Genomic DNA, 12,453 nt, shown 5'->3' with positions numbered 1-12,453 from the left:
GGCCCCGGCAGCGCGCCGGGGCCCTTCCTCATGCGGTCGTGCGTGATGACCGTCAGCCCAGCCAGCAGCGCGTGACGGTACCGTCCGTCACCTCGAAGTTGATGCGGCCCTCCAGGTACTCCATCGTGATGATCGAGCCCGGTGGCAGCGAACGGACCACGCTCCAGCCGTGGTCACGGGCGAGCCCTTCGGCCCGCTCGTGGTCGAGACCCACATAGTCTTCCGGCGGTACGGGGGAGGTCGGCTTGGGTGTCATGCGACTCACGTTAGTCCCTTACCGGTCACGCTTGTGTCACAGCTTCTCGACATATGTTTGACACGAGCGCCGTCACTCGGAAGGGCAGTTTCCGGCCGAATCCCCGGCAATTCCGGGCCCGTTCCGCTTGTTCCCGCAAGCGCTTCCTGAATTCCGCCGCGCAGTCCGGTCAGGCGAATTCAGAGGACCACGGCCACCTCTCGGTTTTCACGATTTCCCCGCAGAACGCGCACACGTTCGGCCGACCGGAGCAGCCCGGCGGCCCGCCTCCCGTGTCCCCGTCGCCGAGGCGCGCATCATGACCGGACGATCGGACGCACCGGAGGCATCGATGGGCACCGACACCGCGACCGCGGCCGTCGAATCACCTCGGGAGCGGCATGGGCGGGTCCTGATCGACTGGCTCACCACGACCGACCACAAGAAGATCGGCCACCTCTATCTGGTGACCTCGTTCCTCTTCTTCCTGGCCGCCGGGGTGATGGCGATGCTGATGCGGGCGGAGCTGGCCCGCCCCGGGATCCAGATCCTCGACAACCAGCAGTTCAACCAGGCGTTCACGCTGCACGGCACGATCATGCTGCTGCTCTTCGCGACGCCCACCTTCGCCGGCTTCGCCAACGAGCTGGTGCCGCTCCAGATCGGCTCCCCCGACGTCGCCTTCCCGCGGCTGAACATGTTCTCGTACTGGCTGTTCCTCTTCGGCGGCCTGATGGTGATCGGCTCGCTGCTCGTGCCGAGCGGGCCCGCCGCCTTCGGCTGGACCGCCTACGCCCCGCTGAACAGCCTGGAGCGGTCGCCCGGGATCGGCCCGGACCTGTGGATCATGGGGCTCGCGCTCTCCGGCTTCGGCACGATCCTCACCTCGGTGAACTTCCTGGCGACGATCATCGGGATGCGCGCGCCCGGGATGACGATGTTCCGGATGCCGATCTTCACCTGGAACATCCTCTTCACCGCGATCCTGGTCCTGATGGCCTTCCCGGTCCTCGCCGCCGGGCTGCTCGTCCTGGAGTCGGACCGGCGGTTCGGCTCGCTGGTCTTCCAGCCCGAGAACGGCGGGGCGCTGCTGTGGCAGCACCTGTTCTGGTTCTTCGGCCATCCCGAGGTCTACATCATCGCGCTGCCGTTCTTCGGCATCGTCAGCGAGATCCTCCCGGTCTTCGCGCGCAAGCCGATCTTCGGCTACGCGACGCTGATCGCCGCGACGATGGCGATCACCGGGCTCTCGGTGGTCGTGTGGGCGCACCACATGTTCGCGACCGGGGCGGTGCTGCTGCCGTTCTTCTCGCTGCTCTCGTTCCTGATCGCCGTGCCGACCGGGGTGAAGTTCTTCAACTGGACGGGCACCATGCTCAGGGGCTCGCTCTCCTTCGAGACCCCCATGCTCTGGTCGGTCGGCTTCCTGGTGTCGTTCCTCTTCGGCGGCCTCACCGGCGTCATCCTCGCCTCGCCGCCGATGGACTTCGCCGTCACCGACTCGTACTTCGTCGTGGCGCACTTCCACTACACGGTCTTCGGCACGGTCGTCTTCGCGACCTTCGCCGGCTTCTACTTCTGGTGGCCCAAGTTCACCGGCAGAATGCTCGACGAGCGCATCGGCAAGGTCCACTTCTGGACCCTCTTCGTCGGCTTCCACCTCACGTTCCTGGTGCAGCACTGGCTCGGCGCGGAGGGCATGCCCCGGCGGTACGCCGACTATCTGGACGCCGACGGGTTCACCGCGCTCAACACGGTCTCCTCCATCGGCGCGTTCCTGCTCGGCGCCTCCACGCTGCCGTTCCTGTACAACGTCTGGCGCACCGCCCGCTACGCGCCGCTGGTCGAGGTGGACGACCCGTGGGGGTTCGGCCGCTCGCTGGAGTGGGCGACGTCCTGCCCGCCGCCCCGCCACAACTTCGACGCGGTCCCGCGGATCCGCTCCGAGGCACCGGCCTTCGACCTGCACCACCCGGAGTTCGCGACCTACGAGCGGATGCGGCTCACCGCTCCGAGCGCTCCGACCGGTCCACGGCGCGAGAAAGCCGGTCCCTGAGCGTCCGGACCCGGTCGTCGAGCTCGCGCGGGGCGACCACCTCGAACTCGACGCCCAGCATCAGCACATGGACGACCATGCCCGCCAGGCTGCCCGCACCCGCGCGCAGCAGACAGGCGCCGTCGCCGTCCGGCTCCAGGACGCCGTCCATGGGGCCGACGGCCGCGGCCGCCTCGGCGAGCGGGACGTGCAGCCGGATCGTCGCCTCGGCCGCGTAGGCCGCCCCCGAGATGCCCTTCGCGACATAGCCGGCCAGGTCCTCGGCGGGCGGTTCGCGGGGCGGGAAGCGGGGGCCGTGGGGCGGCGTCGGCTCGATCCGGTCGGCCCGGAACGTACGCCAGTCGGCCCGGTCCACGTCCCAGGCGACCAGGTACCAACGGCGTTCGGTGCACACCAGGCGGTGCGGCTCGACCGTGCGGCGGGTGGTCGAGCCGCCGTGGTCGCGGTACGCGAAGCGGAGCCGCTCGCTGTCCCGGCAGGCGTTGGCGAGCTCGGTCAGGACGGTCGGGTCGACCTGGCTCACCGGGGTGCGCAGCATGGGCACGGTGAAGGCGTTCAGGGTGCTCACCCGGCGCCGCAACCGGCCGGGCAGCACCTGCTCCAGCTTGGCCAGGGCGCGTACGGAGGCCTCGCCGATGCCCTCGACGCCCTGCCCGGCGGCCGTCCGCAGCCCGACCGCGACGGCGACGGCCTCGTCGTCGTCGAGCAGCAGCGGCGGCAGTTCGGCACCGGCGCCCAGCTGGTAGCCGCCGCCCGTGCCGGGGCTGGCGTTGACCGGGTAGCCGAGTTCGCGCAGCCGGTCGACGTCCCGGCGCACGGTCCGGGTGGTCACCCCGAGCCGGTCGGCGAGATCGGCGCCGGACCACTCGCGGTGGGCCTGCAGCAGCGAGAGCAGACGGAGCAGCCGTGCGGAGGTCTCCAACATGCGGCCGAGTCTGCCAGCCGTCGCGGACGGGTTCGGTCCTCAATGGCTCCCCGGCGACCGGCTCCTCAGCGGAAGCGGCGGACGAGGACCCCGACGCGGCGCTTCAGCTCGTACACGGCGTCGACCGCGGTGGAGACCGCTCGGTGCCGGGTCTCGCTCAGCCGGCCGTGGGCGCGGCCGCTCGCGCCCCGGGCGGCCAGCTCGGTCCAGATCTCCTCGTGGCGGGCCGCGATCCGGACCGGGTCGAACCGTTCCGACGCGGTGAGCGCCGCCTTCGCGGTCCTTGCGCGCAGCTCGTCGTCCTCGATGAGTTCGAGCAGGGCCCCGGCCACGGCGGAGACGTCGTCCACGGGCACGAGACGCCCGTCCACGCCGTCCTCGATGATCTCGCGGGGGCCGTACGGGCAGTCGGTGGAGACGACCGGAAGGCCGCACCGCATCGCCTCGACGAGGGTCATGCCGAAGGACTCGCGCCGCGAGGTGACGGCGGCGATGGAGCCCTTCGCCCACTCCGGCTCCATCGGGTTGGCCATGCCCATGAGGAAGACGTTCTCCCCGAGGCCGAGCTTCTCGATCTGCCGGGTCAGCGCGGGCCTCGTGTTGCCGCCCTGGTCGCCCTCGCCGTAGATGCGCAGCTTCCAGTCCGGGCGGGCCGCGGCCACCTGGGCGAAGGCCTCGACCAGCACGTCGTACCGCTTGACCGGGGTCAGCCGGCCCGCCGCGACGACGAGCTTCGAGGCGGGGTCGGCGGGCGGAAGGCCTGGCGCGGGCACGCTGTTGGGCACCGCGTCGATCCGTACGCCCGGCAGCCGCAGCCGGGTCCGGTACGAGCGGGCGTCGGCCTCGGTGACCGTGGTGACGGCGTCCAGGACGGCGTAGCGGTGGGCGATCTCGCGCCGCAGCCGGTAGGTGTGGCCGTCCAGGATCAGGTGCTCCTGGCCGACCAGGACCGGGCCGCGCCGGGTCTGCCGGGCGAGGTGGACGTTGAGCCCGGGCCGGGTGGAGACCACCACGTCGGCCTCGACGGACGCCAGGTGCGCGCCGATCCGGGCGTCGGTGAGCGCGCTGTACTGCTTCCAGCGGCCGTCGCCGCGCGGGAAGACCCGGGCGGGACGGGAGAGGTCCGGGTTCTCCTGGTCGGGGCTGTCCTTGCGCAGGTCCACGAGGTGACGCAGGGTCACACCGGAGGGCAGACCGAGCACGGGCTCGTCGCGGTGCCGGAAGACCGAGACGATCTCGACCTCGTGCCGCTCGGCGAGCACCTGGGCGAGGGTGAACGTCGTCCGGATGGTGCCGCCGATGTGGTAGGCGTTGTGGAGCAGGAACGAGATGCGCATCGGGTCGCCGATTCCCCCGGTCAGTATGGTCGGTAGGTGGCGACTTTACTCTTCACGGCCGGTAGCCGATCTGGGGGACGGTGGCGCAGTCGCTGTTCATGTCGCCCTGCGCGACCCAGCCGCGCCCGTCCTGCCAGCGGGCCACGGAGAGACAGGTCTCCCGGGTCTTCGGCGGCTCGGGGAGCTGCTCGAAGCGGACGGGCAGCAGGAGCCCGCGCGCGGTGTACGGCTCGGCCCGGTTCACGTACCCCTCGACGCAGGCGCGGGTGAGCCGGTCCCCGCAGGAGAGCGCCGCGTCCGTGAACCACATGGCCGCCGCCCAGCCCTCCAACTGCCACTGGGACAGCGGCCGGTCGCCCATCGCCGCCCGGAACTCGCGGACCGCCGCGTGCCCGGTGTCCGCGTAGTTGCGGCTGGATCCGGTGACGAAGAGCGAGGCCCGGCAGGAGGGGGAATCGGCGTAGTCGCGCGGCACGGTCGAGGACCAGTTCTGCACGTTGGTCACCTTGGCGGTGACCTCGACGCCCAGCGACTCCATCGCCTCGCAGAGCTGGGCGTTGCCGTGCGTGTCCAGGGCGTCGAAGACGAGGTCGGCGCCCTGCGCCCGCAGATCGGCGGCGACGGCGCGGAAGTTGGGCAGGGCGAAGTCGACCTGCTCGTCGACGACCCGGTACCCCTCGGCGCGCAGCCCGTCGGAGATCAGCCGGGCGTACGCCGTCGACGCGGCCTGGTTGTAGGCGACGACGGCGGCGGTACGGGCGGAGTGCTCGCGCTTGAACCAGCGGTAGACCTCGGTCCCGCCGTAGAGGACGCCGTTCCAGCCGGGCGTCTCTCCGGTGCGCGGGGCGAGGCTGCCGTAGATCCCGTACAGATGCGGATAGGTCTCGTACGCGGCGGTGAGCGGCTGGCCCCCGATGTCGGGGACGCCCGCCTTGGAGACGAGCGGGGCGCCGGCGTAGTCGAGCGCGGTGGTGGCGACGAGTGCGAACACCTTGCGTTCGTCGATCAGCCGGTGCACGCACTCGTTGTTGCCGACGCCACTGCCGCCGTCGTCGCAGGTGACGACCTCGACCCGGCGACCGTTCAGACCGCCCCGGGCGTTGAGCGCGTCGAACCAGGCGCGGGCGCCGTCGCGCGGTCCGGTGAAGGCGTCGCCGCCGACGGGGCTGGTCTCGCTGGTGATGATGCCGACCCGGAGCGGCTCACCGCCGGAGGGGGAAGTGGCGGTGGGCCGCGTCTCGAACGCGCCCTCCGGGAGCCGGCTGCCGCACGCCGTGGTCAGGGCGAGCAGCGCGGCGAGGAGCAGCGCCCCGCCGGCCTCAGCAACCCGGAACGCTCGCACCGCTGAGCTGCGCCAGGCCGCAGAGGGTCTTCGCGGACACCTTCCAGGTGTCGTCCTGGAGGACCGACGTGCCCTTCGCGTTCGGCACGGCCGTGGTCCCGGCGACCAGCAGGTCGTACGTCACGTTCGCGTCGTTCGGCGAGGTGAACTCGACCCCCGTGACCTTCGCCGTGGCCTGCGAGGCGGCGGCGTTGGTCATCAGGGCCTCAAGGGCGGGCCCCAGCTGTTCGCCGTTCTCGAGCAGCTTCGCCCGCTCCGCGGCCGGGGTGTTCGGGGCGAAGAAGGCCGTCCAGTTCTTGGTGATCTCGGCCTTGGCGGCGACGGGGTCGGACGGACGGTCACTCGCGACGGACCGCGTTCCCGTGGCGATCGGGTCACCGGCGACGTCGTCGTCACCGCAGCCCGCGAGCACGGGCGCGAGCACGAGGGCCGAGGCGGCGGCCAGAGCGGCGAAGGAAGTGCGTGAGCGTCGACCGTGTCGCTTGAGAACCATCTGGCTCACCACCGGGTGTCCGTCGGGGCCGGGCGGCTGGATGATTCCAGGGTGGGCCGATTCCCGACATAGCGCAAGGAACAGAACATTCAGCATGATATGGGTGCAGGGGCTCGAATCGAGGGAGGTCCCGTGCCGACATCCCGCGTCCTGCTGTGGGGCGGCCTCGCGGCGGTCGCCGGCGGTGCGGTGCTCTGCGTCCTCGGCTGGTACGGGATCTCCGGCGAGCGCTTCGCGGAACGCCAGCTGCCCTACCTCGCCTCGTGCACGGTGCCGGGGGCGGCGCTGATCGTGGCGGGGGCGGTGTCGGTGGCCGGGGCACTGCTCGTGACGGGGACGGCGGGCGGCGACCGGGCCCCGACGACGGCGAAGGGACCGACCCTTCCGGACGAAACCGAGTCCGAGACCGATCCCGCGCCCTCCTCCACCGAACCCCCGGTCCGGGTGCCGGGCGGAACCCTTGCACACCGCCCCGACTGCCCGTTGGTGGCGGGCCGGGCGGACGCCGAACCGGCCGGGGAGGCGGAGCTCGACCCCTGTCCGGTGTGTGAGCCGTGGCCTCGCTGACGTACGACCTCACCCTCGCCGGACTCGCGGTCGGCAGCGCCGCCGCGCTCACCGGCATCGGGCTCATCGTCACCTACCGGGCGACCGGGGTGCTCAATCTGGCGCACGGCGCGATCGCCATGGTCTGCGCCTACGTCCTGCGGCAGTTGGTGGTCGAGTGGGGCTGGCCGCTCCCGCTGGGCGCGCTGGTGACTCTGCTTGTGGTCGCGCCGGGGATCGGCCTGGTCCTGGACCGGGCGGTGTTCCGCCCGCTCGCGCTGCTCGGCTCGAACCCGGCGCAGACCCTGGTGGCCTCCATCGGGGTCTTCGTCCTTCTGGTGGGCGGGGCGGCGCTGCTGTGGGGCACGGGGGCGCGGGCGGACGCGCCGGTGCTCCTCGGCGACGACCCGTGGACGCAGCTCGCGGCGGTCGTAGTGCTGGCGGTGGCGGTGGGCGCGGTGACCCGGTGGACCCGGTTCGGGCGGGAGCTGCGGGCGGTGGTGGACAACCGGCCGCTGGCAATGCTGGGCGGGATCGACGCGGACCGGGTGGCGGCGGGCGGCTGGGCGTTCGGCGCGTTCACGGCGGGGCTCACGGGGGTGCTGCTGGCCCCGTACGTACGGCTCGACCCGTACGGGATGCCGCTCCTGGTCGTCGAGGTGATCGCGGTCGCGGTGGTGGCCCGGATGCGCAGCCTGCCGGTCGCGATCGTGACGGCCCTCGCGCTGGGCGTGGCGCAGGCACAGCTGACCCGCCTCCACCCGGAGGGCTGGGCGGGACCGCTGGTCCAGGCCGTCGGGACGAACCTGTTCGTGGTGGCGCTGCTCGTGGCGGCCCTGGTCGTGCCGGGGGTAGGGGGGCGGGGAAGGGACTCGCTACCGCCGCCCGCGGTCGCGCCCCGAACCCCTACGGGGGTGTGGTTCACGGTCGGGGTGCTCTTCCTGCTCCCGCTGGGCTTCGCGGGGACGGACCTGCACACGGCGATCCAGGTCCCGGCGCTCGCGATCGTGCTGCTCTCGCTGGTGGTGGTGACGGGCCGGGGCGGGCAGATCGCGCTGGGCCAGGCGGCGTACGCGGGTCTGGGCGCCCTGTTCACGGCGCTGCTCGCGGCCGGCGGCCTGCCGGAACTCCCGGCCCTGGCGCTCGCGGTGCTCCTGGTCGCCCCCCTTGGCCTGGTGACGGGGTGGCCGGCGATCCGGCGGCACGGGCTGGCCCTGGCGCTCGTGACGCTGGCGGTCGGGGTGGCGGTCAGTCGGTTCGTGTTCGTCCAGCCGTACGCGACGGCGGGCCTGGAGCTCGGCCGCCCGGCGGGCTTCGCGGACGACCGCCGCTACTACGTCCTGGAGCTCGTGGTCCTGGCCGGCTGCCTGGTCCTGGTCGCCGCCCTGCGCCGGGGCCGCACGGGCCGCGCGCTCGCCGCCCTCCGCGACCACGAGGCGGGCGCGGAGGCGTCCGGGGTACGGGTGAGCCGGCTCAAGCTCCTGGCCTTCGTCCTGGGCGCCGCCCTCGCGGCCCTGGGCGGCGGCCTTCTGGGCATGGGCCTGCGCGCCTTCGACCCGGAGGCATACGACCCGGTCCGCGGCCTCCTCTGGTTCGCCGCGATCGTCGTCCTGGGCGCCGACAGCCTCCTCTCCCCCCTGGCGGCCGCGGCCCTCCTGGTCGGCCTGGACGCGGGCACGAGGGGCGGCGTGGCCGCGGCCACGATCGGCCTCCTGGCAGCCCTGACAGGCAGAATCCCCCCACTGACGTCCTGGCTCCCGGGACGAGGCGGGCAACCCGACAGCCTCGACGCGGCAGCCACCGACGCCCCCAGAGCACCGGAGCCCTGGTCGACCCCCGCGACGGCCACGTCTCCCCCCACCCCCACCCCGCCCGCCGCAGCCGCCGCCGGCGGACGACCACCCACAGGTGGATCCGCACCTTTGTCGACAAGTAGTACGGGTGGTGCGGGTGGGAACCCCAGCCCGGCCGCAGGCCGGGCGCACCCCCACCGGCCGGCACCGGCCCACCGCACCGCACCCACCCCACCCGCCCCCGCTCCCGCACGGCTCCGCGCTCACGACCTCACCCTCACCCACCCCGGCGGCCTCACCGCCCTCTCCCACGTCACCCTCGCCCTCACCCCCGGCCGCGTCACCGCCCTCGTCGGCCCCAACGGTGCCGGCAAGAGCACCCTCTTCGACTGCCTCGCCGGCGCCCTCCGCCCCACCGACGGCCGCGTCACCCTCGACGGCGCCGACATCACCGCCCGCGCCGCCCACGCCCGCACCCGGCTCGGCGTCGCCCGCTCGTTCCAGCAGCTCGCCGTCTTCCCCTCCCTCACCGTCGAGGACAACGTCCGCCTCGGCGCCGAGCAGGGCCACCACCGCTCCCCCGCCCACACCGAACAGGCCCTCCGCCTCCTCGGCCTGGCCGGCCCCGTCCGCCACCACCCGGCCGCCGACCTCCCCACCGGCACCCTGCGCCGGGTCGAGCTGGCCCGCGCCCTCGCAGGCCGCCCGCACACGCTCCTCCTGGACGAGCCGTCCGCCGGTCTGGACGCCGCCGAGACCGAGGCCCTCGCCCGGATCCTGGCCGCCCTCGCCGCCGACGGCCTCACCGTGCTCGTCGTCGAGCACGACCCGGACCTGGTCGCAGGTCTCGCCCACACCGTGCACACCATGGAAGGGGGCCGGATCGTGTCATGAGCGTCGAGATCGCCCTGCGCGCCGCCCGCGTCCGCTACGGCCCCCTGGAGGCCCTGCACGGCCTCGACCTGGCCGTCCCGGCCGCGACCGTCACCGTCCTCGTCGGCCGCAACGGCTCCGGCCGCACGACCGCCCTGCGCGCCCTCGCGGGCACGGTGCCCCTCTCCTCCGGCCGGGTCCTGTGGCGCGGCGCGGACGTGACCCGCCTCCACGCCCACGCCCGTGCGCGGCGCGGGCTCTGCTTCGTACCGGACCTGCGAGCGGTGTACGCGACGCTCACGGTCGCCGAGAACCTGGACCTGGCCCCAGGGGACCGGGAACAGGCCCTCGCCGCGTACCCCGAACTCACCCCCCTCCTCCCCCGCACCGCCGGCACCCTCTCCGGCGGCGAGCGCCGGATGCTCGCGCTCTCCCGGGCCCTGCTGACCCCCGCGCGCGTGGTCCTGGTCGACGAGCCGTCCCTCGGCCTGTCGCCCGAGGTCTCCTCCCGTACGTACCGACTGCTCGCCGCCCTCGCCGAGCCGGGCGGCGGCGCCGCCGCCGTCGTACTCGCCGAGCAGCGCCCTCCCCCCGGCCTCCCACCCGGCACGCTCCTCCACGAACTGCGCCGCGGCTCCCTCGCGTTCAGCGGGGAGGCGGCGGAGTTCACCTCAGCACGGTGAGCTCACCCCAGCTCACCCCAGCACGGTGAGCGGCGAGATCCGCAGCATCGTCCCGACCATCAGCCGGTTCGGATCCGCGCCCACCACGCTCCGGTTCGCCTTGTACAGCGCCTGCCAGCCGCCCGCGATCCCGAACCTCGTCGCGACCTTGCTGAGCGTGTCGCCCGGCTGCACCACATGGGCCCGCCCGCTCAGCTTGTACCGCTTCGAACAGACCGGCCAGGCCTCCCACCCCTGGGTGCGCAGCACCTCCTCCGCGATCCTGATCTGCTGCTGACGGGTCGCCAGGTCGGCGCGCTTGGCGTACTTCAGACCGCCGTGCTCCTCCCAGGTCGGCTGCCAGAACTGGAGTCCGCCGTAGAAGCCGTTGCCGGTGTTGATGTGCCAGCGGCCACTGCTCTCGCACTCGGCGACGCAGCCCCACGGCCACTGGTCCTTGGCGCAGGCGTACGCGGGCGCAGCCTTCACCGACGGCCCACCCGCGGCGCGGGCCAGCGTCGGCGCAAGCGCCAGCGCCGACGAAGGGGCCGGAACGAGCGCCATGAGCGAGGCCGCCGACGCGCCGACTGCCCACAATCTGATCTTCGACATCGCGGCAGGCTAGGCACCACACCCGCGTACCGGAGCCGTGCCGCGCGGGAGGACGCGCGTCCCCCACCCGGTCGGAGTCACACAAGTTGCCGCACCCGGACGCGTGACCCCGGCCGATCCTTCCCCGTTGAAGTCGTCATGAGACGAGCCGGGAACCGCCCGGCGTCGCACGTACCGAGTCCAGGGAGTCCCCCGTGCCGCGCATGCTCGACGTCAGCGAGGACGTACGCGCCGAGATCGGCGACGAAGAAGCGGACCGGCTGCTCGCCGGCGACAACGCCCCGGGCAGCTACGACTGCACCTCCTGCCGCACGCCGGGCGACTCCGACCAGGAGCGCACGAGCACGGTGCTGTTCGTCGGCGATGAGACCGCCGTCCTGGCGTTCGCCCACGCCAGCTGCATTCCGTCCCAGGTCGTCAAGGTCGCCGAGGAGCAGCTCCAGGGCGCCGTACGCTCCATCGCCGCCACGGACGCGGCGGACGAGCTCAGCGCCGCCCACCCCGAGCAGGCGGTCCTGGGTGTCACCAGCGGTCTCGTCCTGATCGAGGGCGAGCTGCACCCGGCGCTCGTCGTCGAACCGACCGCGCCGGTCGCCCGCCCGGGTACGGACGGGCTGAGCGACGAGTTCCTGCCGCTCCTGGTCGAGCAGGGCTTCCAGCCGATCGCGGACGTGAACCAGAAGCCGGGCACGCTCCCGGGCTGGTCCGTGCTCGTCGCCATGGGCCAGCTGCACTCGGTGCTCCAGCCGGGTACGGGCGGCACCGGCCAGGCCGCCTGGTGGCAGGCGCACCAGCCGCTCCAGGTCACCGAGGGCTGGCGCGCGGCGGCCAACAAGTCGCACACGGTCCTGGTCTTCGCCGCGCCGGTCGGATCGATCGGCCAGCAGCCGCGCGAGGACCTGCTCCGCGACGCCCTGGAGAAGGCCGCGGCGAACGGCCGTCTGGTCGCCGCCGCGATGCCGCTGGCCGGCACGTGACGGAGCACGGGCGCCGAGGCATAGGAGCACGGGGGTTCGGCCCCTGGATTCCGACCGTGCCCCGGCCGCGGCAGGCTCCTCTTTCCGAGAGCCGCCCGCATCCGACGGAGGGCGGGGTCGTTGGCACATACGTGCACACATACGACCCACTCCGCCAGCCCGTTCCGGGTTCGATCCCCTCCATGCGCCCCGCGCAGGACCTCGTGGGAGGCCAGTCGTCGACGCCGATCTACGACGCGCTGTACTCGGAGTACCGCCGGTCGTTCCGCGCGCTGCCGGGTGATCGCAGCGGCGAGGAGGACCTCGGCTTCCGGGCCTTCGGGACGCAGGTGAGCACGGGTCTGTACGGTGTCCAGGTCCATGGACATGGACACCACCGGTACACGGCGCATCCGACGGCGTGGTCGGCGCAGCACCACGTCCCGGCGGCACTCCCGCCGGGGCCCCGCAGGGGGCTGTAGGACGGAGCGGTACGGACGGACAGGGATACGGCGGAGGGCCGGGGGGGGGGGGGCCCGGCCCCCCCCCGCGGACGGGAAGAACACATTCTGGGGGCGAGTCGACGGGACCCGCGGGAGTGAAGAAAAAAAAAACTACCCAAA

At 73.0% G+C, this 12,453-nt stretch carries 12 protein-coding genes; 6 read left to right on the top strand and 6 right to left on the bottom strand.

What is annotated here, in order from left to right; genetic code table 11:
- Positions 1-52: 52 nt before the first annotated feature.
- The gene (locus ACFWRO_RS36710) at positions 53-256 is read right to left on the bottom strand and encodes a proteinase inhibitor I78 (RefSeq protein ID WP_384518946.1); all 204 of its coding nucleotides are present in this window, start codon (positions 254-256) and stop codon (positions 53-55) included.
- A 331-nt stretch (positions 257-587) separates the two neighbouring features.
- Here ACFWRO_RS36710 and ctaD point away from each other — a divergent pair, with 331 nt between their 5' ends.
- Positions 588-2,291: a cytochrome c oxidase subunit I gene (gene ctaD / locus ACFWRO_RS36705; protein WP_384518948.1), complete on the top strand. Its 1,704-nt coding sequence runs from the start codon at positions 588-590 to the stop codon at positions 2,289-2,291.
- On the opposite strand, the gene ACFWRO_RS36700 is transcribed toward ctaD, so the two are convergent.
- The 4 genes from ACFWRO_RS36700 to ACFWRO_RS36685 all read right to left on the bottom strand — a co-directional run bounded on the left by ACFWRO_RS36700 (position 2,239) and on the right by ACFWRO_RS36685 (position 6,388).
- Positions 2,239-3,216 carry a helix-turn-helix transcriptional regulator gene (locus ACFWRO_RS36700; protein WP_384518943.1) on the bottom strand — a complete coding sequence of 326 codons (978 nt, stop codon included), beginning with the start codon at positions 3,214-3,216 and terminating at the stop codon, positions 2,239-2,241. The genes ctaD and ACFWRO_RS36700 overlap by 53 nt on opposite strands.
- 65 nt (positions 3,217-3,281) lie before the next feature.
- Complete coding sequence (locus ACFWRO_RS36695) at positions 3,282-4,553, bottom strand: glycosyltransferase family 4 protein (protein WP_384518940.1); 1,272 nt, start codon at positions 4,551-4,553, stop codon at positions 3,282-3,284.
- A gap of 52 nt (positions 4,554-4,605) precedes the next feature.
- On the bottom strand, positions 4,606-5,895 hold the full coding sequence (locus ACFWRO_RS36690) for an ABC transporter substrate-binding protein (RefSeq protein WP_384518937.1): 1,290 nt from the start codon (positions 5,893-5,895) through the stop codon (positions 4,606-4,608).
- Positions 5,873-6,388 (bottom strand): hypothetical protein, encoded by a 516-nt coding sequence (locus ACFWRO_RS36685; protein ID WP_384518935.1) that lies wholly within the window; start codon positions 6,386-6,388, stop codon positions 5,873-5,875. The genes ACFWRO_RS36690 and ACFWRO_RS36685 overlap by 23 nt, the downstream gene beginning before the upstream one ends.
- Before the next feature lie 132 nt (positions 6,389-6,520).
- Between ACFWRO_RS36685 and ACFWRO_RS36680 the strand changes: the two genes are divergently transcribed.
- Genes ACFWRO_RS36680 through ACFWRO_RS36670 form a run of 3 tightly spaced genes read left to right on the top strand, consistent with a single transcriptional unit; the run spans position 6,521 to position 10,283 of the window.
- Positions 6,521-6,955 carry a hypothetical protein gene (locus ACFWRO_RS36680; RefSeq protein ID WP_384518932.1) on the top strand — a complete coding sequence of 145 codons (435 nt, stop codon included), beginning with the start codon at positions 6,521-6,523 and terminating at the stop codon, positions 6,953-6,955.
- Positions 6,943-9,621: an ATP-binding cassette domain-containing protein gene (locus tag ACFWRO_RS36675; protein WP_384518930.1), complete on the top strand. Its 2,679-nt coding sequence runs from the start codon at positions 6,943-6,945 to the stop codon at positions 9,619-9,621. Before ACFWRO_RS36680 ends, ACFWRO_RS36675 begins: the two co-directional genes overlap by 13 nt.
- Positions 9,618-10,283, top strand: coding sequence for an ATP-binding cassette domain-containing protein (locus tag ACFWRO_RS36670; protein ID WP_384518927.1), 666 nt, complete (start codon positions 9,618-9,620; stop codon positions 10,281-10,283). The genes ACFWRO_RS36675 and ACFWRO_RS36670 overlap by 4 nt, the downstream gene beginning before the upstream one ends.
- A gap of 12 nt (positions 10,284-10,295) precedes the next feature.
- Here ACFWRO_RS36670 and ACFWRO_RS36665 read toward each other — a convergent pair whose 3' ends face one another.
- Positions 10,296-10,874, bottom strand: coding sequence for a transglycosylase family protein (locus ACFWRO_RS36665; protein ID WP_384518924.1), 579 nt, complete (start codon positions 10,872-10,874; stop codon positions 10,296-10,298).
- 194 nt (positions 10,875-11,068) lie between these two features.
- Here ACFWRO_RS36665 and ACFWRO_RS36660 point away from each other — a divergent pair, with 194 nt between their 5' ends.
- Complete coding sequence (locus ACFWRO_RS36660) at positions 11,069-11,851, top strand: hypothetical protein (RefSeq protein ID WP_384518921.1); 783 nt, start codon at positions 11,069-11,071, stop codon at positions 11,849-11,851.
- 182 nt (positions 11,852-12,033) lie between these two features.
- Positions 12,034-12,312, top strand: coding sequence for a hypothetical protein (locus ACFWRO_RS36655; protein ID WP_384518918.1), 279 nt, complete (start codon positions 12,034-12,036; stop codon positions 12,310-12,312).
- The last annotated feature ends 141 nt before the right edge of the window (positions 12,313-12,453 follow it).

The organism is Streptomyces sp. NPDC058579 (assembly GCF_042718575.1).
Lineage (GTDB): Bacteria > Actinomycetota > Actinomycetes > Streptomycetales > Streptomycetaceae > Streptomyces.
This window is presented reverse-complemented; position numbering and strand designations above follow the sequence as displayed.

Bases quoted from the DNA above. Each gene is read 5' to 3' on its own strand.
- ACFWRO_RS36710 (WP_384518946.1), bottom strand. From the start codon at position 256: ATGACACCCAAGCCGACCTCCCCCGTACCGCCGGAAGACTATGTGGGT.
- ctaD (WP_384518948.1), top strand. From the start codon at position 588: ATGGGCACCGACACCGCGACCGCGGCCGTCGAATCACCTCGGGAGCGG.
- ACFWRO_RS36700 (WP_384518943.1), bottom strand. From the start codon at position 3,216: ATGTTGGAGACCTCCGCACGGCTGCTCCGTCTGCTCTCGCTGCTGCAG.
- ACFWRO_RS36695 (WP_384518940.1), bottom strand. From the start codon at position 4,553: ATGCGCATCTCGTTCCTGCTCCACAACGCCTACCACATCGGCGGCACC.
- ACFWRO_RS36685 (WP_384518935.1), bottom strand. From the start codon at position 6,388: ATGGTTCTCAAGCGACACGGTCGACGCTCACGCACTTCCTTCGCCGCT.
- ACFWRO_RS36670 (WP_384518927.1), top strand. From the start codon at position 9,618: ATGAGCGTCGAGATCGCCCTGCGCGCCGCCCGCGTCCGCTACGGCCCC.
- ACFWRO_RS36665 (WP_384518924.1), bottom strand. From the start codon at position 10,874: ATGTCGAAGATCAGATTGTGGGCAGTCGGCGCGTCGGCGGCCTCGCTC.
- ACFWRO_RS36655 (WP_384518918.1), top strand. From the start codon at position 12,034: ATGCGCCCCGCGCAGGACCTCGTGGGAGGCCAGTCGTCGACGCCGATC.